General features: G+C 72.2%; 18 protein-coding genes. 9 read left to right on the forward strand and 9 right to left on the reverse strand.

Features of this window, described 5'->3' with window-relative positions; genetic code table 11:
• The first annotated feature begins 182 nt into the window (after positions 1–182).
• The 4 genes from FNH09_RS27145 to ligA all read left to right on the forward strand — a co-directional run bounded on the left by FNH09_RS27145 (position 183) and on the right by ligA (position 5429).
• Positions 183–371, forward strand: coding sequence for a hypothetical protein (locus tag FNH09_RS27145; RefSeq protein WP_162469161.1), 189 nt, complete (start codon positions 183–185; stop codon positions 369–371).
• A gap of 65 nt (positions 372–436) precedes the next feature.
• Positions 437–1423 carry an aldo/keto reductase family protein gene (locus FNH09_RS27150; RefSeq protein WP_152892515.1) on the forward strand — a complete coding sequence of 329 codons (987 nt, stop codon included), beginning with the start codon at positions 437–439 and terminating at the stop codon, positions 1421–1423.
• Positions 1424–1592: 169 nt separating this feature from the next.
• The gene (locus FNH09_RS27155; protein ID WP_152892518.1) at positions 1593–3239 is read left to right on the forward strand and encodes a multicopper oxidase family protein; all 1647 of its coding nucleotides are present in this window, start codon (positions 1593–1595) and stop codon (positions 3237–3239) included.
• A 99-nt stretch (positions 3240–3338) separates the two neighbouring features.
• Positions 3339–5429, forward strand: coding sequence for an NAD-dependent DNA ligase LigA (ligA, locus tag FNH09_RS27160; RefSeq protein ID WP_162469162.1), 2091 nt, complete (start codon positions 3339–3341; stop codon positions 5427–5429).
• Between the two features lie 65 nt (positions 5430–5494).
• Here the strand turns inward: ligA and FNH09_RS27165 are convergent, their stop codons facing one another.
• Entirely contained in the window at positions 5495–5698 is a 204-nt protein-coding gene (locus FNH09_RS27165) for a cold-shock protein (protein ID WP_059190954.1), read from the reverse strand.
• 506 nt (positions 5699–6204) lie between these two features.
• On the opposite strand from FNH09_RS27165, the gene FNH09_RS27170 reads away from it, so the two are divergent.
• The 4 genes from FNH09_RS27170 (at position 6205) to FNH09_RS27185 (ending at position 9823) form a co-directional block, all read left to right on the forward strand.
• Positions 6205–6834: a hypothetical protein gene (locus tag FNH09_RS27170; protein ID WP_152892522.1), complete on the forward strand. Its 630-nt coding sequence runs from the start codon at positions 6205–6207 to the stop codon at positions 6832–6834.
• Positions 6835–6934: 100 nt separating this feature from the next.
• A complete protein-coding gene (locus FNH09_RS27175; protein ID WP_162469163.1) occupies positions 6935–7177 on the forward strand; it encodes a 4Fe-4S domain-containing protein in 243 nt (80 codons plus the stop codon).
• Positions 7167–8561: an FAD-dependent oxidoreductase gene (locus tag FNH09_RS27180; RefSeq protein WP_162469164.1), complete on the forward strand. Its 1395-nt coding sequence runs from the start codon at positions 7167–7169 to the stop codon at positions 8559–8561. Before FNH09_RS27175 ends, FNH09_RS27180 begins: the two co-directional genes overlap by 11 nt.
• A 23-nt stretch (positions 8562–8584) precedes the next feature.
• Positions 8585–9823, forward strand: a complete 1239-nt coding sequence (locus FNH09_RS27185; RefSeq protein WP_152892526.1) for a cytochrome P450 — start codon at positions 8585–8587, stop codon at positions 9821–9823.
• Positions 9824–9898: 75 nt separating this feature from the next.
• Here the strand turns inward: FNH09_RS27185 and FNH09_RS27190 are convergent, their stop codons facing one another.
• From FNH09_RS27190 to FNH09_RS27205, 4 genes are all read right to left on the reverse strand, one after another.
• Positions 9899–11155: a vWA domain-containing protein gene (locus FNH09_RS27190; RefSeq protein WP_152892528.1), complete on the reverse strand. Its 1257-nt coding sequence runs from the start codon at positions 11153–11155 to the stop codon at positions 9899–9901.
• Complete coding sequence (locus tag FNH09_RS27195; RefSeq protein ID WP_152892530.1) at positions 11152–12477, reverse strand: AAA family ATPase; 1326 nt, start codon at positions 12475–12477, stop codon at positions 11152–11154. Before FNH09_RS27195 ends, FNH09_RS27190 begins: the two co-directional genes overlap by 4 nt.
• A gap of 75 nt (positions 12478–12552) precedes the next feature.
• Positions 12553–13956, reverse strand: a complete 1404-nt coding sequence (locus FNH09_RS27200; protein ID WP_152892532.1) for a hypothetical protein — start codon at positions 13954–13956, stop codon at positions 12553–12555.
• A 66-nt stretch (positions 13957–14022) separates the two neighbouring features.
• Positions 14023–15513 carry a condensation domain-containing protein gene (locus FNH09_RS27205; protein WP_162469165.1) on the reverse strand — a complete coding sequence of 497 codons (1491 nt, stop codon included), beginning with the start codon at positions 15511–15513 and terminating at the stop codon, positions 14023–14025.
• A gap of 205 nt (positions 15514–15718) precedes the next feature.
• On the opposite strand from FNH09_RS27205, the gene FNH09_RS27210 reads away from it, so the two are divergent.
• Entirely contained in the window at positions 15719–16534 is an 816-nt protein-coding gene (locus FNH09_RS27210) for a DUF817 domain-containing protein (protein ID WP_238427137.1), read from the forward strand.
• A 28-nt stretch (positions 16535–16562) separates the two neighbouring features.
• On the opposite strand, the gene FNH09_RS27215 is transcribed toward FNH09_RS27210, so the two are convergent.
• The 4 genes from FNH09_RS27215 to FNH09_RS27230 form a co-directional block, all read right to left on the reverse strand.
• Positions 16563–18437: a M1 family aminopeptidase gene (locus tag FNH09_RS27215; protein WP_162469166.1), complete on the reverse strand. Its 1875-nt coding sequence runs from the start codon at positions 18435–18437 to the stop codon at positions 16563–16565.
• A 425-nt stretch (positions 18438–18862) separates the two neighbouring features.
• Entirely contained in the window at positions 18863–22237 is a 3375-nt protein-coding gene (locus FNH09_RS27220; protein WP_152892544.1) for a pyruvate carboxylase, read from the reverse strand.
• A 164-nt stretch (positions 22238–22401) separates the two neighbouring features.
• Positions 22402–24060: a cellulase family glycosylhydrolase gene (locus FNH09_RS27225; RefSeq protein ID WP_162469167.1), complete on the reverse strand. Its 1659-nt coding sequence runs from the start codon at positions 24058–24060 to the stop codon at positions 22402–22404.
• A 193-nt stretch (positions 24061–24253) separates the two neighbouring features.
• A complete protein-coding gene (locus FNH09_RS27230; protein WP_152892538.1) occupies positions 24254–26560 on the reverse strand; it encodes a M4 family metallopeptidase in 2307 nt (768 codons plus the stop codon).
• Positions 26561–26736: the final 176 nt, after the last annotated feature.

Consider the following 26736-nt stretch of genomic DNA (forward strand, 5'->3'; position numbering starts at 1 on the left):
CCCCCACCACCAGCACCCGTTCCACCCACGCACCCTATCCCGGCACCCAGGGACGACCGCAGCGGCGTCCGCCCGGTGCGGGGCGCATATCGCCTCGCGGGGCGGCCGCGGTCCGCGTAGGGTCACGCGTCGGGGACGACCCGCTCGACGACACCACGACCGGCGCCCGGGACAAGGGGACTGTGAGCAGAAGACGTTACGTCGCCAGGGGCGTGCCGGGCGGTTACCGGATCTGGGACAACCGGGGGCGCAGGTGGTGGGGCGATCTCTACGACCTCTGTCCCGACGACCTCGTGGCCGAACTCAACGGCCGGGGCGACCCGGCGCGGATCACCGCGCTGATGAAGCGCTACCGGGCGCAGAAGCGGTAGGACAGGCCCCAGGTACCCGCACGACGGTCCGGTCACATGCCGTGGTCCGGAAGTAGGGTCGCGGCATGGAGTTCCGTCACCTCGGCCGCAGCGGCCTGATGATCAGTGAGATCGCCTACGGCAACTGGCTCACCCATGGTTCCCAGGTCGAGGAGGACGCGGCGCTCGCCTGTGTGCGCGCCGCCCTCGACGCGGGGATCACCACCTTCGACACCGCCGACGTCTACGCCCAGACCCGCGCCGAAGCCGTCCTCGGCAGGGCGTTGAAGGACGAGCGGCGGGAAGGGCTGGAGATCTTCACCAAGGTCTACTTCCCGACCGGTCCCGGCCCCAACGACCGCGGCCTGGGCCGCAAGCACATCATGGAGTCGATCGACAACTCGCTGCGTCGGCTCCAGACCGACTACGTCGACCTGTACCAGGCGCACCGCTACGACGCCTCCGTCCCGCTGGAGGAGACCATGGAGGCGTTCGCCGACGTGGTCCACTCCGGCAGGGCGCTGTACATCGGGGTCTCCGAGTGGACGGCCGACCAGATCCGCGAGGGCCACGCGCTCGCCAGGGAACTGCACTTCCCGCTGGTCTCCAGCCAGCCGCAGTACTCGATGCTGTGGCGGGTGATCGAGGACGAGGTCGTCCCGACGTGCGAGGAGCTGGGTCTCGGCCAGATCGTCTGGTCGCCCATCGCGCAGGGCGTCCTCACCGGCAAGTACGCGCCCGGCGCCCCGCTGCCGGCGGGCAGCCGGGCCACGGACGAGAAGGGCGGCGCGACGTTCGTCGGCCGGTTCCTCCAGGACGAGGTGCTGGAGCGCGTCCAGCGGCTGCGGCCGCTCGCCGATCAGGCCGGGCTGTCACTGGCCCAGCTGGCCGTGGCCTGGGTCCTCCAGAACCCCAACGTCTCCGCCGCCATCATCGGTGCCTCACGGCCCGAGCAGGTCACGGAGAACGTGAAGGCCGCGGGCATCAAGCTGGACGCCGAGCTCATGGAGGCCGTCGACGGTGTCCTCGGTCCCGTCGTGGAGCGCGATCCGGCCAAGGCGGGCCGCGTCTGACCTGCCCCTCCTCCGGCCCGAGGGGGCCGCTCCGCACCGGAGCGGCCCCCTCCGCGCGTCCCGGCCGGGCTCACCGCGCGGGCGGCGATCAGGACATCGGGCCCGCGATTCACCCGACGCGCCGCCTCAGTTCTCACATAAATCGCCCCAAGACGTGTGTTATACGTTCATGCACACATATACGCGACGCGCCTTGCTCGGTGCCTCGGTCGTTGCGGCCGGCTCGGGACTCCTGACCGGATGCTCCGGGTCGGACTCGCCCCCGGCCTCCGGTCCCGGTCCCGGACAGGGCCCCGGCCCCGGCGGTACCGGTTCCGGCCCCGGCGGCACCCGGTTCGTCCCCAAGGGGCCCAAGGGGTATGTCGACCCGTCGGGTCCCGAGGTCGTCGCCGCCGAGCGCAGACGCGGGTCCGGGCCCGTCCGCCGGTTCAAGCTCACCGCCACCCAGACCTCCCTGGACCTCGGCGGGCGGACCGTCAGATCCTGGGCGTACGGCGACTCGCTGCCCGGGAAGGAGGTCCGGATCACCGCGGGCGACACCCTCGACCTCACGCTCGCCAACCATCTGCCCGCGGCGACGACGCTGCACTCGCACGGCGTGCGCATGCGCTGCGACATGGACGGCGTGCCCGATCTGACCCAGAACCCCATCGCCCCCGGCGCGGACTTCACCTACCGTTTCGTCGCCCAGCACCCCGGTACGTACTGGATCCACTCCCACTCGGGCATGCAGCTCGACCGCGGTCTGTACGCCCCGTTCATCGTGGAGGACCCCAAGGAGCCGCTGGCCTACGACAAGGAGTGGGTCGTCGTCCTGGACGACTGGCTGGACGGGGTGGACGGCTCCACTCCGGACGACGTGCTGGCGGAGCTGCGCCACGGCAAGGGCCCGGCGATGGACATGGGCATGGGCAAGGGCGGGGGCGCGTCGCACGACCACGGCGGTCGCGGCAGCAACGGCGGCAAGCCCATGGGGCCCTCCCGGATGCTGCACGGTTCCCGCAGCCACCTGCTGCGCAGCGAGGGCGGCAACGTCGCCTACCCGTACTACCTGATCAACGGCCGCCGCCCGCAGGCGCCCACGGTCTTCAAGGCCCGCGCCAAGGACCGCATCCGGCTGCGCATCATCAACGCCAGTGGCGACACGGCCTTCCGGGTGGCGCTGGGCGGCCACGAGATGACGGTGACGCACACCGACGGCTACCCGGTCGAGCACCACACGACCGACGCGCTGCTGCTGGGCATGGCCGAGCGCTACGACGTGCTCGTCACCGCCAAGGACGGGGTGTTCCCGCTGGTCGCGCTGGCCGAGGGCAAGCAGGCGCGGGCGATGGCGGTGCTGCGTACCGACAAGAGCGGGACGCCGCCGTCACCCTCGGTGTTCCCCGACGAGCTGGACGGGCGGCTCGTGCCGGCCAGACGCCTCAGGCCGCAGGACTCCGTGGCGCTGCCGGAGCGCGACCCGGACCGCCAGATCCGCATCAAGCTGAACGGCGACATGAGGGACTTCGACTGGAGTTTCGACCACCGGCCGTACTCCGTGGAGCAGCGTCATCCGATCCGCCAAGGCGAAAGGATTCGGCTGAGCCTCATCAACTCCACCAGCATGTGGCATCCGCTGCATCTGCACGGCCACACCTTCGCCATGACCGGCCTCGACGCGGCCGGGGTCCGCAAGGACACCGCGTACGTACTGCCGCATCGCAAGCTGGTGGTGGAGTTCGACGCCGACAATCCGGGTCTGTGGATGCTGCACTGCCACAACCAGTACCACTCCGAGTCCGGGATGATGACCATCCTCGGGTACCGCACCTGACGGGCCGGCACCCGCGGCCAGGCCGGGGCGTCCCGCGCCTCGGTCCGTCCGGGCCCTCGCGGGGGCCCGTTGTCAGTGGGGGGAGGCAAGATGCAGGTCATGACGACACCAGTTGCAGTGATCATGGATGCCGCCGCCTACGCGCGGGCGGTCGAGGACGCCGTGGAGGCCGCGGCCGCCTACTACGCGAGCGGCACCTCTTCACTCGACGACGACGCCTACGACCGGCTGGTCCGCGGGATCGCCGCCTGGGAGGCCGCGCACCCCGACGAGGTGCGGCCCGACTCCCCGACGGGCAAGGTGGCGGGCGGCGCGGCCGAGGGCGACGTGCCGCACACGGTGGCGATGCTCAGCCTGGACAACGTGTTCTCCGCGGAGGAGTTCACCGCCTGGGCCGCCTCCCTGGGCCGGCGCCTCGGTCGCGAGGTAACCCGGTTCGGTGTCGAGCCGAAGCTGGACGGACTCGCCGTCGCCGCCCGCTACACCGAGGGCCGGCTGAGCAGACTGATCACCCGTGGTGACGGCACGGCCGGGGAGGACGTCTCGCACGCGATCGGCACGATCGAGGGCCTGCCGCAGACACTGGCCGAACCGGTCACGGTCGAGGTCCGCGGCGAAGTGCTGATGACGGTCGCCCAGTTCGAGCACGCCAACGAGGTGCGTACCGCGCACGGCGGGCAGCCGTTCGCCAACCCCCGCAACGCGGCGGCGGGCACGCTGCGGGCCAAGGAGCGCGCCTACACCGTGCCGATGACGTTCTTCGGCTACGGGCTGCTGCCCCGGCCCGACACGGACCCCGCGCTCGCCGCACGGCTGGGCGAGCTCGCCCACAGCGACCTGATGGCCCTGGCCGCCGAGCTGGGGGTGCACACGACCGCGGCGACCGAGGTGCCCGGTGTGGTCGCCGACACCGCCGAACAGGTGCTGGCCCGGGTGGCGGAGATCGCGGCGCTCCGCGCCGGGCTGCCGTTCGGGATCGACGGCATCGTCGTCAAGGCCGACCTGGCGGCCGATCAGCAGGCCGCCGGATCGGGTTCGCGGGCGCCGCGCTGGGCGATCGCGTACAAGCTGCCCGCCGTGGAGAAGATCACCCGGCTCCTGGAGGTGGAGTGGAACGTCGGGCGGACCGGCATCATCGCCCCGCGCGGTGTGCTGGAACCGGTGGAGATCGAGGGGTCCACCATCACCTACGCCACCCTGCACAACCCGGCCGACATCACCCGTCGCGACCTCCGGCTGGGCGACCACGTCATGGTCCACCGGGCCGGTGACGTCATCCCCCGCATCGAGGCCCCGGTGGCCCATCTGCGCACCGGTGCGGAGCGGACGATCGAGTTCCCCTCGGTGTGCCCGCGGTGCGGTTCCGCCATCGACACCAGCCAGGAACGCTGGCGCTGCGAGCAGGGACGCAACTGCCACCTGGTCGCCTCCCTCGCCTACGCCGCGGGGCGCGACCAGCTCGACATCGAGGGCCTCGGCGGCACCCGCGTCGTGCAGCTCGTCGAAGCGGGCCTGGTCGGCGATCTCGCCGACCTGTTCGCGCTCACCCGCGAGCAACTGCTCGGGCTGGACCGGATGGGTGCCACCAGCAGCGACAACCTGCTCGCCGCGATCGAGACCGCCAAGGGCCGGCCGTTGTCCAGGGTGCTGTGCGCGCTCGGCGTGCGCGGCACGGGCCGTTCCATGTCGCGCCGGATCGCCAGATACTTCGCCACGATGGACGAGATACGGGCCGCCGACGCGGCGAGGATGCAGCAGGTCGAGGGCATCGGGACCGAGAAGGCCCCGTCCATCGTCGCGGAGCTGGCCGAACTCGGCCCGCTCATCGACAGACTCGTGGCCGCCGGGGTGAACATGACCGAGCCCGGTGCCACCCCCGCGCCCGCCGCCGGTGCCGAGGGCGGCGGCGACGAGGACACGGCACAGGCGCCGCAGGGCGGGCCGCTGTCGGGGATGACCGTGGTGGTCACGGGCGCGATGACGGGCCCGCTGGAGAAACTGAGCCGCAACCAGATGAACGAACTGATCGAACGTGCGGGCGGCCGCTCCTCGTCCAGCGTCTCGAAGAAGACCACGCTGGTGGTGGCCGGCGAGGGCGCCGGTTCCAAGCGGGCCAAGGCCGAGGACCTGGGCGTCCGGCTGTCCACGCCGGACGAGTTCGCCACCATGGTCGCCGATTTCATCGGCTGACCGGCCGGCGGCGGGCGTACCCGCCCGTCGGCCCGGAGGCCGACGGGCGGGCAGGTCTCACCGGATCAGGCGGGGGTGATGTTCTCCGCCTGCGGGCCCTTCTGGCCCTGGGTGATGTCGAAGGTCACCGCCTGGCCTTCCTGGAGCTCGCGGAAACCGCTGGCGTTGATGTTGGAGTAGTGCGCGAAGACGTCGGGACCGCCGCCGTCCTGCGCGATGAAGCCGAAGCCCTTTTCGGAGTTGAACCACTTGACGGTTCCGCTGGCCATGCCGGTGCCTCTCAATCGGTGACGGGTTCGCACCGCGCGAACCCGGAGGTGGTCGTCCTGGTCCTCGGGCACTGCACAGCAAAGCGCCCGCACGACAGTGCGGGCGCGTACGGCGAACCACGACATCTGACGACGACGCTACACGGCGAAAGCGCCCGTCACCAGTGGGTAAGGCCCTTCGGGTGCAACGTCGTTGCGCGGGGACCCGTCGGCGCCCGGCGAACACCCGGCCGAAATACCTCACCGGCACCCCACCGGACGCCCCACCGGACATCCTCCAAGCCATTCCCGAGACACCTTCCGGACGTCTGCCGGACACCTTTCGGCAGTCCGGGCACCTGTCGGGCGTCTGTCGGGCCTTTATTGTCCGCTCCGCCCGACGCCCCGTCCCGCCGTACGGCGGGACGTCACCCCGGTGGGTGCCCCCGGTGGCGGGGGCGCAGGCGCGCCTGCTTGCTGGACCGGGAGGGGAAAGCCGAAGCGAGCCGCAGAGAGAGCGAGCGTGCATGGCCCCGGAGGACGAGCGGCTGCGGACACCGCGCGCGGCCGGTGTGGCCGGGACCGTGTTCGCGGTGCTCCTCGCGACGGCGATCGTCCTGGTGCGGATCGCCGTACCCGCGGGGGGTGCGGCCAACGCCGTCATCGCCCAGAACATGCGCTGGGCGGTGCAGGTGGCGCTGGAGATCATTCCGTTCGCGGGAATCTTCTTCCTGTGGTTCATGGGCGCGCTGCGCGCCCAGGTGGGCGACGCCGAGGACCGGTTCGTCGCCACCGTGTTCCTGGGCAGCGGCCTGGTGTTCGTGGCCACCATGTTCGGCGCCGGTGCGGCGGCGGGGACCGTGCTCAACGAGGGGCCCTCGACGTTCGGCCGCGATTTCGCGTACACGTTGATGACGACGTACGCGCTGCGGATGGCGTCCGTGTTCGTCCTCACCGCCTCGACCATCGGGCACCGCCTCCAGGTCTTCCCGCGCCCGCTCGCCCTCTTCGGCTACGCCGTCGGGCTGATCCTGCTCCTCGTGAGTTCCGCACTGCCCTGGTCCGAACTGCTCTTCCCGTTCTGGGCGCTGGTGGTCAGCCTGCATCTGCTGCGGGTCGGTCTGCGCCGGCCGCCCCGCTACGGGCGCGCGCGCTGAGCCGTCATTCCCTCGGCACGCCTCGACGCGCGACGCCAGGTGCGCCGGTCCATGCTGAGGGCGTGGGGGCGGGCAGGGGGCCACGGAAGGGCTGACCTCGGTGAGGCTTGTCGTCGATCTCAACCGCTGCCAGGGATACGCGCAGTGCGCGTTCCTCGCACCCGACGTTTTCGCCATGCACGGCGAGGAGGCGCTGCTCTACGACCCGCAGGCCGACGACTCCCGGCGCGACGAGATCGCGCGCGCCGTGGCGGCCTGCCCGGTACAGGCCATCTTCGCGGAAGGGCTGGACGGCACCGACGGCACTCCCGCACCCGCTCAGGAGGCGACCCGTGAGCAGTGACAAGTACCTCGACCAGCTCAAGCGCGAAGGGCGCATCGTCGTGGTCGGCGCCTCGCTCGCGGGGCTGCGGGGCGCGGAGACACTGCGCGCGGAGGGCTTCACCGGCTCCCTCACGATGATCGGGGACGAGCCCTACGAGCCCTACGACCGCCCCCCGTTGTCCAAGCAGGTCCTGCTGGGCCGGGCCACGGCGGACCACACCGCGCTCCCCCGGCGCCGGGCGATCGACGCCGAGTGGCGCCTCGGGGTCGCGGCCGCCGGCCTAGACATGGCGGCCCGGCGGGTACGGCTGGCCGACGGCGACGAGGTCGAGTACGACCGGCTGCTCATCGCCACCGGAGTGCGGGCCAGGCCCTGGCCCCAGGAGGACGAGGCCGAGCTCGACGGGGTGTTCGTCCTGCGCACCCGCGACGACGCCGTCGCGCTGGAGCGCGCGCTCGCGCAGAGTCCTCGACGGGTGCTGGTGATCGGCGCCGGGTTCACCGGCTCCGAGATCGCCTCCGCCTGCCGGGAGCGCGGGCTGTCGGTCACCGTGGCCGAGCGCGGCGCCGCACCGCTGGTCGGCGCGCTCGGCGGGGTCGTCGGCGAGGTCGCGGCCAAGATGCAGCGCGAGGCCGGCGTCGATCTGCGCACCGGCGTCATGGTGACCGCGCTGGAGGGCGACTCCTCGGGGCATGTGCGTTCCGCCCGGCTGTCCGACGGGAGCAGCGTCGAGACCGACGTGGTGATCGTGTCGCTCGGCGCCACCCGCAACACCGAGTGGCTCCTCGGTTCCGGACTCGGCGCGGGCCCCCGGGGCATCGCCTGCGACGCCGGCTGCCGGGCCTTCGACGTCCGGGGCATCGTCACCGACGACATCTATGTGGCGGGCGATGTCGCACGCTCCCCGCACGCGCTGTTCGGCTACCAGTTCCTCTCACTGGAGCACTGGGGCAACGCCGTGGCCCAGGCCGAGACCGCGGCCCACAACATGCTGAGCGAAAGCGTCGACCGCCGCCCGCACATGTGGGTGCCGGCCTTCTGGTCCTCGCAGTTCGGGGTCAACATCAAGTCGGTCGGAGTGCCGTCGATGGGCACGGAGATCCTCATCGCCCAGGGTTCCCGGGAAGAGCGCAGGTTCACCGGTGTGTACGGCTATCAGGGGCGCGTCATCGGCGCCGTCACCTTCGACCAGACACGGTGGCTGCCGTTCTACGAGCAGCTCATCGAGACCACGGCGCCGTTCCCGCCTCCGTTCCCCACGGTGGACCGCCGCCCGGAGGGCAATCGCCCGCTGCCCGCGGACTTCCCCGACCCGTCGGTGCCCTCGCACGGTCCGACCGTCACCCTGAGCGGTTACTCGCCCGCGGACCGGCGGATGACGTTCACCCCCGCCAGGCACTGATCCGACGCTCCCGAGGACACCTCATGACGCAAGACATCCTGCGCCAGATCATCGACTACTCCCATCGTGCCGACCCGTACCCGCTGTACGAGGAGCTGCGCAAGACGCCCGTGTACCAGCGCGGGGACGGCCCCTTCGTGCTCAGTTCGTACTACGACATCCGCAGCCTGCTGCACGATCCGCGGATCAGCTCCGACGCGCGCAACCTGAAGGACACCGCGAGCAGCCCGCTGGGCGCCGACGCGCAGGAGGAGTCGGCCCTGCCGCCGAGCTTCCTGCGGCTCGACCCGCCCGAGCACGACCGGCTGCGGCGGATGACGAACCGGTCGTTCGGGCCGCCGCACTGCCCCACCCGCGTCAACGACATGCACGGCGACCTGGTGGAGATCGTCTCCGGCCTCATCGACGGCATCGGAGACCCGGAACACATCGACCTGGTCGACCAGTTCTCGTACCCCTTCCCGGTGACCGTGATCTGCCGGCTGCTGGGCGTGCCGCGCGAGGACGAGGCGCGCTTCCACAGCTGGGCGGACACCATCGCCGCGGGCCTCGACCCCGATCCGGACGCCCCCGACCCCGCCGAACGGCTGAAGCGCACGCACAGCGCCCGCACCGAACTGGGCATGTACCTGGCCGGGCTGGTGGAGGAACGCCGCAAGAACCCCGGCAACGACATGCTCTCGGAGCTGGCGACCGCGCCGGGGCCCGACGGCACCATGACAACGATGGAGCTGCTGAGCACCGCGGCGCTGCTGCTGATCGCCGGTCATGAGACCACGGTCAACCTGATCACCAACGGGATGCTGACGCTGCTGCGCAACCCCGAGATCCTCGGGCGGCTGCGCGAGGATCCGAAGCTCTCGGTCGACATCGTCGAGGAACTGCTGCGCTTCGAGCCGCCGGTGCAGCTGGTGCCGCAACGCACCACGCTCGCCGACATCGAGGTCCGTGGCATCACCATTCCCAAGGGCGCGTCTGTGTGGCTGGTGCTGGCGGCGGGCAACCGCGACCCGGAGCGCTTCGACCATCCGGACCGGTTCGACCCGGACCGCGGGGACATCCAGCACCTGGGCTTCGGCAGCGGCATCCACAGTTGCTTCGGTGCGCCCCTGGCCCGGCTTGAGGCGCAGCTCGCGCTGAGCGAACTGGCCCGTCGGCTGGAGAACCCGCGGCTGCTGGAGGACCCGCCTCCGTACCGGCAGAACGCGGTCCTGCGCGGCCCGCGTCATCTGCGGATCGCCTGCGACGGCATCCGCCCGTGACGCGGGCCGGAGGGCCGCTCGGCCGCTCCGCACCGGTACGGCCTCCTTCCCCCTCCCCTGCCCGTCCGGCCGGACTCATCGGGCGTCGGCGGCCGGGCCGATGACCACGGTCCGGGCCCAGGCGGGCGGCGAGCCGCGTCTGTGGCCCGGGCCGTCCTCGTGCCACGACGAGCCGCCGTGCCGGGCGAAGAGCCCCACCACCGTCCGGCACGGGGGCCGTTCGGCCGGCCAGGGCGTCTGACCGTCCGTCAGGACCACGATCACGTCCGGCCGGGGCCCGCGCCGCAGCGCCGTGGCGAACCCGGTACGCAGGTCCGTGCCTCCGCCGCCCGTCAGCGCGATGCCCTCGGCCCGGCACAGCGGGAGTACGGTCCGCGCGGCAGCGTCGCACGGCACGACGGTGACCAGGTCCCGGCGGCCGCCCACCGCACGGACGATCGCGGCGACCTCCAGCAGCGCACTGCCCAGTTCGCTGTCGCTGACCGAACCGGACGTGTCGATGACCACGCAGACCCGGGGCGGGCGGCGCCTCAGGCTCGGCAGCACGACCCCGGGCACCCCGGCCGAACGCCGTGCCGGGCGGCCGTAGCTGTAGTCGTCGCCCGCGCCGGAGCCGGAGGCCGCCGAGCGGACGGCCGCCCCCAGCAGCTCCCGCCACGGCTGGGGCGGATGGAACACCTCCTCCGCCCACCGCCGCCAGCCCTTCGGAGTGTCCCCCGGCCGGCCGTTGATGCCCTGCGCCACCCGGAAGCGGACCGCGTCGCGTTCCTGGTCGCTGAGGCCGTGGGCGCCGTCCGGGCCGAGGTCCCACTCCCGGTCCAGCCCGTCGGCGCCGCTGCCGCAGTCCAGCCAGACCAGGCTCTGGGTGTGCGGCCCGAGCCGGAATCGGCTCAGGTACTCCTCCATGAGCCGCCCCGCGGGCAGATTCAGGAACTCGGGCGTGACGGCGCCCTCGGGCTGGACCAGGCCGTCGCCGAAGGCGTCGTCGTTGATCTCGCAGTCCGCGGCGATGTTCATCCGCAGCCGTTCCGCGGGACCGGTCAGTCCCTTCTCGCGCGCGAACCGGTCGCTGCGCCCGTGGTGGTCGCGCAGCAGGTGCGACACCTCGTGCACCCACACCGCGGCCAGTTCCTCCACCGGGGTGCGGGCGACGAACACCGGCGAGACATAGCACCGCCAGTGCCGGTCGACGGCCATCGTCGGGACGGACCGCGACGCGACGGGGTGCAGGGCGAAGAGCGCCGTCGCCAGGTAGGGCCGGGCGCGTGCGGCGTTCAGCCGGGCGGCGAAGAGTTTGTCGCGGTCCAGTTCCACGGGCGGGTGCGGGGTCATCGGCCCGCCTTCGCGGCGACGCGGGCCGCCGTGCGGTCGGCCCGCCGGGACAGGGCCACCGCTCCGGCGAGCCGCTCAATCGCCTCCGGTACGTCCCAGTCCGCTCGGCGCAGGGTGGCGAGGGTGGTCGCGGGTACGACCACGAGATCCGGCGCGCCGGTCTCCAGGGCGCGGACCAGCAGCGCCCAGGCCGCGTCCCAGCGGGACTTCTCCGGACGTCCGCGGACCGCCGCCACCACCCCGTCCAGTACGGCCTGGCGAAGGTCGCCCCGCTCCGGCAGGACGGCGGCCGCGGGGTCGGCGAGCAGGTCCTCGGGGTCGGGCAGGTCCATCCGGTCCAGGCTCGCCAGCAGTTCCAGCCCCGGCCCGTCCCCCACGCTGCCCCTGACCAGCAGGGAGAGCACGTCCCGGGAGGAGCCGGCCGCGGTGGCGAAGGCGATCAGACGCAGGGTCGCGTCCCAGCTCCGCGGGGACGGCCAGGGACCGCCGCGGCGGGCCTCGTCGGTGGGCAGCCGGTGCACGAGTCCGGGCCGGGCGGCGAGCAGCCCGCACACCGCTCGGCGGGCGTGGTCGACGGCCTGCGGCAGCCTTCGCGGGTCGAGCCGGGGCAGGGTGGCCCGGGGCCAGGTCCCGCCGAGGCCGCGCACGACGACCTCGTGGTCGTGGGTCCACTGGAGATGGACGAACCGGTTGGCGAGGGGTGGGCTCAGCTCCCAGCCGTCGGCGGCCGAGGACCGCGGATTGGCGGCGGCCACGATCCGTACTCCGGGCGGGAGTTGCAGGGCGCCGATCCGTCGTTCGAGCACCAGGCGCAGCAGAGCGGCCTGGACGGCCGGCGGCGCGGTGGACAGCTCGTCCAGGAACAGCAGCCCGCGCCCGGCCCGTACCAGTCGCACCGCCCAGTCCGGTGGGGCCATCGGGACACCGTGCCGGGCGGGGTCCTCGCCGACCACGGGCAGCCCGGAGAAGTCGGACGGCTCGTGCACGCTGGCGATCACCGTGGTCAGCGGCAGGTCCAGGGTCTCGGCGAGCTGGGTGAGCGCGGCGGTCTTGCCGATCCCCGGCTCTCCCCACAGCAGCACGGGAAGATCGGCGCTCACCGCGAGGGCGAGGGCCTCCAGTTGGTCGTCGGGGCGCGGTTCCGTGTCCGTTTCACGCAGCAGGGCCAGCAGCTCGCCCGCGACATCGAGCGGGGAGGCGCGGTCGAAGTCGAGGTCGTGGAGGGTCCCGGTCTCGCCGGTCTCCGGGGCCGGTTGCGGGTCTTGGGCGTCTTGGGCGTCTTGGGTGTCTCGGGTGTCTCGGGTCTCGTCGTACAAGGGCATGGCGGGTCACCTTCGGGTTCGTGAGGCATGGAATGGATACGAGGGCACGGGAGGTCCCGCGAGCCGGCGAACGGGTCAGCGGGCGGTCGTGTGCCGTGGGTGGGAGCGATGGGCGGCGGGGCGACGGGGTCCCGGGCCGAGGCGGTCGGGGCCGGGACCGAACAGGCCCGTGCGGAACAGGCCGTAGACGATCCGCCGCTGCGCGGCCGCCTCCAGTTCGTCCCGCAGCACCCCGTCGCGCAGCAGCGCGTCCGGGCCGAGCAACCCCTCGACGACGGCCAGCGCCCCCGCGATGTCGCCGTGGCCGATGCGTTCCCGGACGTCGGCGAGGCACTCCGGACGGCGGTGCGCCTCGCCGATCGCCTGGAGGCAGGGCAGCGGGGTGCCGGTGAGCTCGGCCAGGAGCGTCTCCCGGCGGACCTCGGCGGGGTCGTGGTCGAGCGGGACCAGCACGCCGTCGACCAGGCCGATACGGTGCCGGGCTCCCCGGCACTCCACCAGGCGGGGCCCCGCCGGGACCGGGACGCGCACCGGGGCCGGCGGGTGACCGGGCGTCAATGCCGCGGCGACCAGCGGGTGCAGCCGGTCGGCCGTGATACGGCCGGTGCGCAGCAGTTCCAGGTCGGGCAGGACCCAGGTCGCCGCGTCGGGCAGCACCGGCAGGGCCCGGGTGCCGCCGTCCGGGGTGGCCGGTGTGATCCGCGCGGACCGCGGACCGAGGCCGCCGCCGTCCTCGTCCGCGGAAAGGCGCAGATTCAGCCGGTGCCTGGCGTCCAGCCGGACGGTGACGGCACCGCTGTCGCACCCCTCGGCGGCGAGCAGCACACCCGCCTCGGCCGCCCATCGGCCGACGGCGCAGCCGTACCCCGCCGGCACGTGCTGCCAGGGATCCGGTTCCGTCGGGGAGCCGCCGTCGTGCGGGGCCCGGTCCGCTCCCGAGCGGGCGCGCAGTTCGTCGGACCGGTGCGCGTCCCACAGATGGCGGTGCAGGTCGAGCCGGAACCGCCGGTCGGGGCGGGGGTGCGGATGACGGCGTGCTCCCGCGTCGTCCGGGGAGCCGTCCCACAGGGCGAGGCTGATCCGCTGGCCGGCGTCCGCCCAGGCGGGCGGTGTCCTGGCCACCAGGAACAGCGGGCGTTCACCGTGGTGTCCGGCGGTGTCGTACCTGGCCAGCGCGATGGTCAGGCCCGGGCGCAGCAGCCCGTCGGGGGCGATCCTCGGCATGTGCCAGCGCAGCAGGTCGGGCGCCAGCCGACGCAGATCGGCACGGAGTCGGGCGGCCGACTCCCGGCCGTACGTCCGTGCCGCACACCGTAGGTCGAGGTCGACGTCGACACCTGCGGCGGCGCAGGCGCCCGCCCAGTCGCCGGTACGGCGGCGGGCGGTGGCGGTCTCGATCATCGAGGGCGGCACGGCGAACTCGCGCACGCGCTGCCAGAGGGAAAGGCGGGTGTCCCCGTACGCGGTTCGAGTGAGCATCAGCACTCACCTTGCGCGGACAGAACCCCCGATCTGTGCGGAGTGTCGGTCATCATCACGCGGACCCTAGCGTCCGTCGCCGCCGCCTGTCAGCTCCTTTTCCCTCGGGCGCACGGGCACGCCGGACCGGCCCGCAAGCGCCTCGGCACTTGCCGCGGTCCGGGGCACGGGGACTCCACGGGCGACCGACAGGATCACGTCCCGCAGCCGTTCGACGTACAGCCGCATGTTCTTCGACGCGATGTCGGTGTCCGGGTAGCGGCTCGCCAGCCACAGTCCCTCGTGCATCCGGTTGACCCAGACGCACACCTGGTCGCCGTAGGACACCCGCAGCAGTGCGTACGCGTTCAGCTCGGCCCAGCGGGCGGCGCCGGGGATACCGCGGGCGTCGAGGTAGGAGACGATCGAGTACAGGTCGGGCGAGGTCGGCCGGAAGTCGGCGCCGAGCAGGCGCAGTACGCGGGCGAGCGGGATGCGCGCCAGTGACCTGTTGGCCTGGAGTTCGGCGCGTACGGTGCGCAGCGCGCCCGGGAAGTCCGGGGCCTGCGCGAGGGAGACCTCGATGGGCGCGCCGCCGACGTACCAGCCGACGGAGTCGGACCACTGGGACTTCACCCGGGTGTGGAAGGGCACCACCGTGCGGTAGACGGCCTGTCCGCCGATCTCGTGCACGAGCAGGCTGGTGGCGGCCAGGACGCCGACCAGGCTTCCGCCGTAGGGGCGGCAGTACGCCTCGAACGCGGCGGCGGCGTCCGCGTCCACGAGCTTCTCGCGCATCAGCTTCTGGGTGGGCAGTGCGCCGCCGGGTTCGAGGCCGAGGTCGACGGGGAAGTCCGGCAGCTTCCCGTCGCAGCGCTCGATGAACTCCCGCCAGCGCACGACGATGGCGTGGGTGTCGTCGACCCGGTCGGCGTCCGCCCGCTCGATCTCGCAGAAGTCGACGTAGCTGCTGACCGGCGTCTCCTCGACGGAGCGGCCCTGCGCCCTCGCCGCGTACAGCTCGTGGATCTCGACCGGGATGCGTTGCAGGGAGTAGCCGTCGACGTTGCTGTGGTCGAAGACCATGTGCACGGTCGCGCCGTCGTCCCGGACGATCGCCGTGTACAGGAAGTTGGGCCAGCCGAGGGCGTCGGCCGCGACGTCGAAGCGGTCCTGGAGGTGCTGGACGAGTTCCGCCGCGTCGGGGAAGTCGCCGATGACCGCGCGCCGCAGGGACACGGCACCGGCGTCGAGCGTGAACCGGCGCATCTCGTCGCCGTCCCAGCGGAATCCGCTGCGCAGCGTCTCGTGCCGCACCGTCCAGGTGCGCAACGCCTCCTGGAGCACGTCGAGGTCGACCTGCCCCGGGATGTCGAAGACCGTGCCCAGCCAGGTCGGCACGAACAGGCCGTCCTCCCGTACGGTGCGGGCCGTCCTGATGTGCGACTCCTGGATGTACGCGGGGGGCCGGGTGTCGTCCGGCAGGTCCGCCGCCGCCTCGACGGTGGCGGGGCTGAGCGTCCACTCGACGAGCCGTCCGGGCCGGATGTCGCAGCGCTGGATGTCGGTCATTCGCACCGGACGTCTCCGTTCGCAGTTGGGGCATATCCGATCAAGGGAATGCCCTGCTCGGGGGCGGTGTGCACAGAAGCCGGATTTTTCAATGGATCGAGTGGTATGTCGAACAACGGTCCTCGGCCCGATCGGTGACACCCGAACTTATGGCCGCCCCTACGGCAACTCCCGTGCCGTCGCGGCTGTCTAGAGGAACATGCGCGGGTTCATGGAGAGTGCCGGGGTGTTCGTGGGGCAGTTGCTGCGGTTCGCGTGGTTGCAGACGCGCTGCTGTGTGTTCGCCGCCGCGCTGCTGGGCGGGATGGCGGCCTCGACCCTCCTGCCGCCGCTGCCGGTGGCACGCTACGACCTGCTCCTGGTGTACGGGGTGCTGCTGACCGGGGCCGGGCTGCTGCTGGGGTGGGAGACCAGGCGGGAGTTGGCGGTGGTGGCGGTCTGCCATCTGCTGGGGCTGGCCTTCGAGCTGGTCAAGGTGCGGGTGGGAGCGTGGAGCTATCCCGAACCGGCGCTGACCAAGGTGGCCGGGGTGCCGCTGTACGGCGGCTTCATGTACGCCGCCGTCGGCAGCTATGTCTGCCGCTCCTGGCGGTTGATGCGCCTGACGATGTCCGGTTACCGGGCCCGCGCCACGGCCGCGCTCGCCGTCTGCCTGTACGGCAACTTCCTCAGCCATCACTGGCTGCCGGACCTGCGCTGGCCGCTCGGCGCCCTGCTGCTCGCCGTGACCGCGGGGGCGTGGGTGCGCTTCGCCATCGGCGAGCGGCGGTACCGGATGCCGCTGGGGCTGGCCTTCACCCTGATCGGGTTCTTCCTGTGGATCGCCGAGAACATCGCCACCTATCTGGGGGCCTGGACGTACCCGTACCAGGCGCACGGCTGGGAGCCCGTCTCGGTGTCCAAGTGGGCCTCCTGGGCGCTGCTGATCAGCGTCACCTTCGTCATCAGCGCCTACGACACAGGCACCGGCACCGGTGGCGCGACCCGTCAGGCCGCCGCGCCCGGGACGCCCGGGGCGGCGGCCTGACGGCCGATGTGCGACAGGTGGTGCCCGGTCAGCCGTCGATGCGGTGCGTGCTCCAGAAGGAGGTCAGGTCCGTGGTGGTGACCGCCTGCGCCGCCGCCTTGAACTCGGCCGTGGTCGAGACGCCGTACCAGTGCGAAGCGGCGTAGCTCTTCAGCAGGTTGGCCATCACGGTGTCACCGAGCTGACGGCGCAGGTCGTGCAGGGCGCACTTGCCGTAGCCGTAGACGACGGTGGAGTACCGGGAGGAGTGGGCGTCCCAGTACGCCATCGAGTTGGTGATCTTCTCCGCGGACGAGGCCCAGGAGACGCTGCTCCAGCAGCTGGTCCCGGTCTTGCCCTGCGCCAGGTCGGTGGCGTAGTCGGTGAACGCCTCGTCGAGCCAGGGGCTGTTGTACTCGTCGTCGCCGACGATCCCGTAGAACCACTGGTGACCGATCTCGTGGGTGAGCGCGGTGGTGCTGACCAGGTCGAGGACGAACCCGGGGTACTCCATGCCGCCGAACCAGTAGTTGTTGTCGATCACCGCGTCCAGCTCGCCGTACGGGTACGCGCCGAAGCGGGCGGCGTGGGCGTCCACCGCGGACTTGGCGGTGGTGAGCATCGACTGCGCGCTGGAGGAGCTGATGCCCGTCACGGAGTAGATGTTGATCGCGGTGCCGGCGGTGGAGGTGCCGGAGATCTTGGTGAACGGCCCGGCGGCCCAGGCGAAGTCGCGGACCTTGGAAGCGGTTGCCGTGGTGACCGTACGGCCACTCGATCCGGCGGTGTCGACCGAGGTTCCGGTGGCCGGGACGAGCAGGCTCGTCGGGTGGTCGAGGGTCACCTTGAAGTCGGCGGCCAGGGAGTAGAACGACTCGCCGTTGTTGGTGTACGGGTCCAGGTGCCAGCCGGCCCCGTCCTTGACCGCGAGGACGGGCAGCGCGTTGCCGATGTTGACGAAGGCCCCGTCGTAGCCGAAGCGGTCGGCGCCGCTGGGCACGGTGATGGCCAGGTCGAAGCCGATCGTCGCGCTCTGGCCCTGCGCCACGGGCGAGGACAGGCTGATCTGGAGGGCCGTGCAGGCGACCGAGAGGGAACCGGCGGTGCCGCCGCTGACGTTGCTCACGACGATGGGCATCGCGGAGCACGTGCCGTGGTAGTTGTCCCACAGCCTCAGGTACACCTCGCCGAGCGCGGTGGCGGAGGCGTTGGTGAAGGTCACGCTCTCGTGGCCGGTCCAGCTGGTGCCGCTGGTGTTGCTGGTCAGGCCGACCGTGTACGCGGGGGCCGCGGGGGTACGGGTGGAGTCGGCCGGCGGACTCGTGTCACCGGAGGTGTTGAGGGCGATGTCGTCCAGGACGAAGCTGGTCTGGAGGCTGGAGTCCTCCGTTCCGGTGAAGGCGAGCGTGACGGTCTGGCCCGCGAACGCCGAGACGTCGAACGTCTTCTGGGCGTAGCCGGTGGCCTTGTTGAGGTTCGAGTACGTCGCCAGGGTGGTGCTGCCGATCTTCGCCGTCAGCTTGTCGTAGGCCGTCGACGAGGTCGTCTCCGCCGTGTCGATGTGCAGCCAGAACGTGAGGCTGGCGCTGCTGCACCCGGACGGGACGGTGACGCTCTGGGAGAGCGTGTCGGTGTGGGTGCCGCCGACGCCGTCCAGCCAGGCGAAGGCGGTGCCGCCGTGGGCGCTCTGGCCGGTTCGGCTGGTGATCACGGTGGTCGAGGACTGGGTCCACGACGAAGTGCCGCTCTCGAAGTCGCCGTTGCCCACCACCTGGGCCGGGGTGCAGGCGGCGGCCGGGGCTGCCGCGGGCACGGCGGCCGGCGGGGCGGCGGCCGCGGCCGGGGTGGCGGGGAACAGGGCTGCGGCCGACGCGGCGAGGACCAGCAGACTCGCGGCGAGGGCCTTGTGGGGGGTCGGTCTCACACGTAACTCCTTTTCGGCGGCCGGGATTCCGGCGTGCTCGGTGGCCGCAGGACCGGCTGGGGTGCGCCGGGCGGCCGGGGTCGAGCGTCGCTCGCGCGATCGCTGAGGTGAGATTTCCCGCCGTGTCCCGTGGGGTCGGGGGACGGCTCCCGAAATCGTGACAGATTTGACCGGAACATGCCATCGGGCAAAGAGGGTGAATTCCCTGGTGGGACGGGTCCCAGCCCGCACTGTCGCCCCTGTGGCCTCTCGACTCACAGAGCACTCCCTGGCCCCCGGGATCGCCGTCGGAGGGGGCGCTGCGGCCGCCGTCGGTCGTCGGCGCACGGCGCACGGCGAGGGGCGGGCAACTTCCGTCGCCCGCCCCTGGGTCCGCCGGATGCCCGGCGCGCCGGTGCGGGAAGCACCGGTGCGCCGGACCCGGGTCAGCCGATCTCGACGAGCAGGTCGCCGCCCTCCACCTGCTGGATCCGGTTGATCGCCAGCCGGGTCACCTTCCCGGCCTTCGGGGCGGTGATCGTGGCCTCCATCTTCATCGCCTCGATGGTGGCCACCGTGGCCCCGGCCTCGACCTCGTCGTCCTCGTCGACGACGAGCGTCACGACGCCCGCGAACGGCGCCGCCACATGGCCCGGCTTGGTCCGGTCCGCCTTCTCGGTCACCGGGACGTCGGCGGCCGCCGCGGTGTCGCGCACCTGGATCGGGCGCAGTTGGCCGTTGAGCGTCGACATCACGGTGCGCATGCCGCGCTCGTCGGCCTCGCCGACGGCCTCCAGCTCGATCAGGAGCCGGACGCCGGGGTCCAGGTCGACGACGTACTCCGTGCCCGGCCGCAGACCGTAGAAGAAGTCCTTGCTGTCCAGCACGCTGGTGTCGCCGTAGGTCTGGCGGTGCGTCTCGAAGTCGCGCGTCGGGCCGGGGAACAGCAGCCGGTTGAGCGTCGCGCGCGGGGTCTTCTCCAGGCCCGTGCGGTCCTCCTCGGTCAGCTCCTGCACGGGCTTGGCCTCGCCGCGGCCGCGCAGCGCCTTGCTGCGGAACGGCTCCGGCCAGCCGCCGGGCGGGGTGCCCAGTTCGCCGCGCAGGAAGCCGATCACGGAGTCGGGGATGTCGAACCGGTCCGGGGTCTCCTCGAACTCCGCCGGGGACACTCCGGCGCCCACCAGGTGCAGGGCGAGGTCCCCGACCACCTTGGACGACGGGGTGACCTTGACCAGGTGGCCCAGGATGCGGTCGGCGGCCGCGTACATCGCCTCGATGTCCTCGAAGCGGTCGCCGAGGCCCAACGCGACCGCCTGGGTACGCAGGTTGGACAGCTGCCCGCCGGGGATCTCGTGGTGGTACACCCGCCCGGTCGGCGAGGCCAGCCCCGCCTCGAACGGCGCGTAGATCCGGCGCACGCTCTCCCAGTACGGCTCCAGGTCGCCGACGGCCTGGAGGTCGAGGCCGGTGGGCCGCTCGGAGTGGTCGGTCGCGGCCACGATCGCCGACAGCGACGGCTGCGACGTGGTGCCCGCCATCGAGGCCACCGCCCCGTCGACGGCGTCGGCGCCGGCCTGGATCGCGGCGAGGTAGGTGGCGAGCTGGCCGCCCGCGGTGTCGTGGGTGTGCAGGTGCACCGGCAGGTCGAACTCCCGGCGCAGGGCGGAGACCAGCTTGGCCGCGGCCGGGGCACGCAGCAGGCCCGCCATGTCCTTGACGGCCAGAACGTGGGCGCCGGCCTCGACGATCTGCTCGGCCAGCCGCAGGTAGTAGTCCAGGGTGTACAGCCGCTCCGCCGGGTTCGACAGGTCGGAGGTGTAGCACAGCGCCACCTCGGCGACGGCCGTGCCCGTCTCCCGTACGGCGTCGATCGCGGGCCGCATCTGGGAGACGTCGTTGAGGGCGTCGAAGATGCGGAAGATGTCGATGCCGGTGGCCGCGGCCTCCTGCACGAAGGCGTCGGTCACCTCCGTCGGGTAGGGCGTGTAGCCCACGGTGTTGCGGCCGCGCAGCAGCATCTGGAGGCAGATGTTGGGCACCGCCTCGCGCAGGGCGGCCAGCCGCTCCCAGGGGTCCTCGGCGAGGAAGCGCAGGGCGACGTCGTAGGTGGCGCCGCCCCAGCACTCCAGGGACAGCAGCTCGGGCAGGGTGCGCGCGACGGTGGGGGCGACGGCGAGGAGGTCCTTGGTGCGTACCCGGGTGGCCAGCAGCGACTGGTGGGCGTCGCGGAAGGTGGTGTCGGTGACGCCGATGGTCGGCGACTCGCGCAGCGCGCGGGCGAAGCCCTGCGGGCCGAGGTCGACGAGCCGCTGCCGGGAGCCCGCGGGCGGCTCGGCGGCGGACGGCGGCGCCAGCTTGGTGACCGGGTCGATCAGCACGGGCCGTTCGCCGTGCGGCTTGTTCACCGTGACGTCGGCGAGGTACGTCAGCAGCTTGGTGCCGCGGTCGGCGGAGTGCCGGGCGGTGAGCAGCTGCGGCCGCTGCTCGATGAACGAGGTGGTCACCCGCCCGGCCTGGAAGTCCGGGTCGTCCAGCACGGCCTGGAGGAAGGGGATGTTGGTGGCCACACCGCGGATGCGGAACTCGGCGACGGCCCGCCGGGCCCGGCCGATCGCGGACTTGAAGTCCCGTCCCCGGCAGCTGAGTTTGACCAGCATGGAGTCGAAGTGCGCGCTGATCTCGGTGCCCGCGTGGGTGGTTCCGCCGTCCAGACGGATGCCGGACCCGCCCGGCGAGCGGTAGGCGGTGATCCGTCCGGTGTCGGGGCGGAAGCCGTTGGCCGGGTCCTCGGTGGTGATACGGCACTGGAGGGCGGCCCCGTGCAGGGTGACGGTCTCCTGGGACAGGCCGAGGTCGGCCAGGCTCTCGCCGGCCGCGATGCGCAGCTGCGCCTGCACCAGGTCGACGTCGGTGACCTCCTCGGTCACCGTGTGCTCGACCTGGATGCGCGGGTTCATCTCGATGAAGACGTGGTTGCCCTCGGGGTCGAGCAGGAACTCGACGGTGCCCGCGTTGCGGTAGCCGATCTGCCGGGCGAACCGCACCGCGTCGGCGCACATGCGGTCGCGCAGCGCCGGGTCGAGGTTCGGCGCGGGGGCCATCTCGATGACCTTCTGGTGGCGCCGCTGCAACGAGCAGTCGCGCTCGAAGAGATGGATGACATTGCCCTGGCCGTCGGCGAGGATCTGCACCTCGATGTGGCGGGGGTCGACGACGGCCTTCTCCAGGAAGACGGTCGGGTCGCCGAACGCCGAGGCCGCCTCGCGCGACGCCGCCTCGATGGACTCCCGCAGCAGCGCGGGGTCCTCGACCCGGCGCATACCGCGGCCGCCGCCGCCTGCGACCGCCTTGACGAACACCGGGAAGCCGATCTCCTCGGCGGCGCGCACGAGTTCGTCCACGTCGGTGGAGGGCGCGCTGGAGCCGAGCACCGGCACGCCGGCCTCGCGGGCCGCGGCCACCGCGCTGGCCTTGTTGCCCGTCAGCTCCAGGGTACGGGCGCTCGGTCCGACGAAGGTGATGCCCGCCTCCTCGCAGGCGCGCGCCAGGTCCGGGTTCTCGGAGAGGAATCCGTAGCCCGGGTAGACCGCGTCCGCTCCGGCGCGGCGCGCGGCGCGGACGATCTCGTCGACGGAGAGGTAGGCCCGCACGGGATGCCCTGGCTCGCCGATCTCGTAGGCCTCGTCCGCCTTCAGCCGGTGCAGCGAGTTGCGGTCCTCGTGCGGGAAGACGGCGACGGTCCGCGCGCCGAGTTCATAACCCGCGCGGAACGCCCGGATCGCGATCTCACCACGGTTGGCGACCAGTACCTTGCGGAACATCCTGGATCCCTTCAGCCTGCCGGTGACGAGGACCATGGTGTCGGCGCCGGGCCCGTTGTGCCATGTGACCCGGGCCACCCACCTCGCGTTTCCCCCGATGGACTGCGGCGCACCGCCCGGCGGGGAGACATCCGGGCGGTGCGCCGGTCGGTGTGGCGGGCGGGTCAGGAGAGCGTGCAGGCGCTGCCGTTGAGGGTGAACGCCGTCGGAGCGGTGTTGGTGGCGCCCTCGGTGCCGATGAACCCGACGTCCACCGAACCGCCCGCGGGGACGGTGGAGGTGTAGGAGGCCGGGGCGACGCTCACCGTGCCGCCGCTCTGCGTGGCGGTCCCGCCCCACATGTTGCTCACCGTCTGGCCGTCGGCGAAGGCGAAGACCAGCTTCCAGCCGTTGATGGCCGCGGTGCCGGTGTTGCGCAGGGTGATGCCGCCCTGGAAGCCGCCCGGCCACTCCCCCACGATCCGGTAGGCCACGGAGCAGATCCCGGTGGGGGCACTGCCGGTGGTGACGTTCACCGTGGCGGAGCGCGCGGAGCGGTTCCCGGCGGCGTCGCGGGCGTAGACGGCGAAGGTGTACGCGGTGCTCGCGGTGAGGCCGGTCACGGTGACGGAGTTGGTGGTGGAGGCGGCGGCGTCGGTCTCGGTGCCGCCGCTGATCCGTACGACGTCGTAGCCGGCGACGCCCACGTTGTCGGTGGCGGCGGTCCAGCCGAGGGTCACCGAGGTGGCGGTCACCGCGGACGCGGCCGGGGTGCCGGGGGCGGTCGGCGCCTGGGTGTCGGCGGAGGTGCCGCCGTAGACGGTGGCCTCCTTGGAGGTCTGGGCGATGCCGTTGACGCCGTTGAAGATGCGCTGGCCCCACGAACTGAGCTGCTTGGGGTCGAAGTTGAGCGCCAGGTCGAGGATCGGGTCGGTGTTGCCGCTCCAGGACCAGGCCAGGTAGCCGAGTTTGAGCTGCACGGCGGTGGCCATCATGGTGTCCTCGTCGGGGTCGCCGTACTGGTCGGCGGGTCCTCCGAACTCACCGATGACGATGGGCAGTTTGGCGTTGACGAAGGCGTTCAGATAGTCGGTGATCTCCTGGGCCGTGTCGAACACGCTGTACATGTGGATCGAGAAGATCAGGTTCCCGGTGGTGTCGGCGGCGTAGACGGACTGGGCGTTGGCGCGCATGACGCCCTGCCAGTCCTGGCCCCAGTTGGGCGCGTCCACCATGATCGTGTGCTGGAAGCCGGCGTTGCGCAGCTTCTGGACCGCCGCGATCGTCGGGGCGGTCCAGCCGGCCGGGTCGGTGTTGCCCCACGGTTCGTTGCCGATGTTGATGACGATGTAGTTCTCCTGGCCGGCGAGCACGCTCTTCAGGCCGATCCAGTAGTCGGCGGCCTCGTCGAGCGTGCCGGCCGCGCTGTCCTCGCCGTAGCCGGTGGTGTCGTGCACCTCCAGGACGCAGATGAGCCGGTTGGCCTTGCACTGGGCGACGACGTTCGCCACGTCGGTGGCGCTGTTGGCGCTCCAGCGGTGGCCGTCGGCGAGGACGACCCGGACGGTGTTGGCGCCCAGCGCCTTGACGTCCGCGAGGGACTGCGTCCGGCTCGGGTACCAGGTGTGGGCGTGGTTGACGCCGCGCATGACGAAGTCGTTGCCGTTGCCCTCCACCAGGCGGCCGTCGGCGATGTGGAGACCGGTGGCGAGGACCCCGGGCGACCGGGCCTGCGCGACGGCCGGGCAGAACAGGCCGAGGACGACGAGGCCGAGGACCGCGGTCAGCCCGGTCAGCAGATCGGCCAGGGACCTCTTTCGTGTCGTGCTTCTTGTTGATCTCACTGCGACTCCAGGGAGTGAGCGCCAAGAAACTCAGGCATGGGCAGGGGTGGTCGGTACTCATGGGAGCGCTCCCATAAAGCCATCATGCCAAGTACACGTCAAGACATCGGACAGGCCACCGGCTCGCCCCGGCAGCCGCGCAGGCCCGGACCGGGTGCCGGTCCGGGCCTGCGCGCCAGGGGTTCTTCCCAGGTCAGGGGGTGAGCTGCCACTGCTTGATGTAGCCCACGTCGATCGCGGCCAGATCACGCACCCGCAGCTTCCAGGTGCCCTCGACGGGCTGCGCCGAGGCGTCCACGGTGAAGGTCTGGTCGACGTTGTCCGCGGAGCCGCCCGAGCGGTTCAGCAGCGAGTAGACGGTGCCGTCGGGGCCCACCAGGTCGACGGTCAGGTCGCCGCGGTAGGTGTGGACGATGTTGACGTAGACCTCCGTGGCGGCCGAGGCGTTGCCCGGGCGGCCGGTGATGGTGACGGGCGATTCGACCGCCGCGCCCGCGTCCGGGATGTCGACCCGGGTGCCGTTGGCGTAGACGTACGCCACCCGCCAGTGGAAGGCGACGGTCGCACTCGCGCCGGTGCCGTCGGTCACGGTGACGGAGACATCGCTGGTGCCGGTGGTGGTGGGAACGCCGGAGATCAGCCCGTCGGCGCCGATGGACAGCCCGTCCGGGAGCCCGGTCGCCTCGTACGTGAGCGTGGCGTCCGTGTTGGTGGTGTAGGCGCCGATCCGCAGCGCGACCTGCTGGCCGACGCCGCTGGTCTGGTCGCCGACGGGCGCGACGTTGACCCCCCGCGCCACCCGGTCGCCGACGTGGATCGCGGCCCAGGCGCCCGCGACCGTGAGATAGGTGTCGCTGTAGGCGCCGAAGAGGTCGGCGGCGGCCTGGAGGGTGGCAGTGCGCGCGCCCGCGTAGTCGGTCGTCGAGGTCATGTACGTCGTCAGCGCCCGGTACCAGATCCGCTCGGCGTTCTCGATGCCGATGCCCGTCACGGGCAGACCGTCGTAGGTCGGACTGTCGTACGCGACGCCGTTGACGGTCTTCGCCCCGCTGCCCTCGGACAGGAGGTAGAAGAAGTGGTTCGCGGGTCCTGAGGAGTAGTGGACGTCGATGCCGCCCAGGCCGGAGTCCCAGTAGTCGCGGGAGGAGCCGTCCCGGGAGGGCTTGTCCATGTAGCGCAGCGGGGTGCCGTTGCCCCGGATGTCGATCTTCTCGCCGACGAGGTAGTCGGGGACGTCGGCGGCCAGATCCGAGTGGAACTCCACCGCGGCGGCGAAGATGTCCGAGGTCGCCTCGTTGAGGCCGCCGGACTCGCCCGAGTAGGTCAGGTTCGCGGTGGCGCTGGTGACGCCGTGGCTCATCTCGTGGGCCGCGACGTCCAGCGCGGTCAGCGGCTTGGCGTTGCCGGAGCCGTCGCCGTAGGTCATGCAGAAGCAGGTGTCGGACCAGAAGGCGTTGACGTAGTTGTTGCCGTAGTGGGCCCGGCTGTAGGCGGCGACGCCGTCGTTGCGGATGCCGTTGCGGCCGAAGACGTCCTTGTAGAAGTCCCAGGTCGCCGCCGCCCCGAAGGCCACGTCCACACCGGCGGTCTGCCGGTTTCCCTGGGTCCCGTCGCCCCAGACATCGTTGTCGTCGGTGAAGAGGACGCCGGTCCCCGAAGTGCCCTGGTTCAGGTCGTACGTACGGTGTCCGGCACGGTCGCCGTCCACGAGCTGGTACGTCGATCCGGACGGCGTGGTGCCGAGGGGCACGGTCCCGCTGTACTGGCCGGTGCCTGTGCCGGTCTCCACACCCTCGTAGCTCTGGAGGACCTTGCCCGAGGTCGCGTCGGTGACGACGTGCAGTTCACTGGGGGTGCCGTCCTGCCGAACGCCCTCGACGACCGACTCCCAGGCCAGCACCGGCCGCCCGGCCTCGGTCGCCCGGACGACGAGCCGTGGGGCGGGCCGTGCGGCGCGGGCGACCCCGGTTCCCGTCCCGGGCGTGGTGGTCCTCCTCGCGACCGCGAGGGCCTTCGCCGAGGCGTCGGCCGCGGGCACCCTCGGCGTGGTCGTCGGCACCGTGAGCGCGGCTCCGGTCGCCGCGGAGACGGTGGTACGGCCGTCGCGCACATGGGTGACGAGGTCGCCGCCGAGCACCGGAAGGCCGGCGTAGGTGCGCTCGTAGCGCGTGTGCGTGGTGCCGTCGGCGTCCCGGGCGACGTCCTTCACGACGAGCCGTTCCCGGGGCCCGAGGTCGAGGGTGCGCGCCGTGTCCGCGGCCGCAGCCTTCGCACGGCCGACCAGTGTCGTGTGTTCGGCGGGCGGCAGGGCGGCCGGGGCGGCACCCGCACGCGGGGTGGCGACGATCTTCGCAGGACGGTGGTCGCCCGGCGCGGCGGACGCCGGACCGGCCTGGACCGCACCGGCGAGCAGGGTCCCGGCCGCGAGCGCGACGAGGGCCGCGTTTCCTCCGCGGAGCGGGCGGGGTCGGGGGTCCGTGGGGTGAACTGGTCGTGACAAGGTCTGCTCCTTGTGCGACGGTCGGCCCGCGGTGAGGGCCGAGAGGGAGCGGGCCGCGGTGTGCGGTCCGCCCGGAACGCGGCGCGCCGGGGGTACGGGGCGCGGCACGGGGACGCGCGAGGGCGCCCGGCGACGACGGCGGGCGGCGCGCGGAACGAGGGAGGGTGTGGGGGTGG

This window comes from Streptomyces adustus (assembly GCF_009377175.1).
In the GTDB taxonomy this organism is placed as follows: Bacteria; Actinomycetota; Actinomycetes; order Streptomycetales; family Streptomycetaceae; genus Streptomyces; species Streptomyces adustus.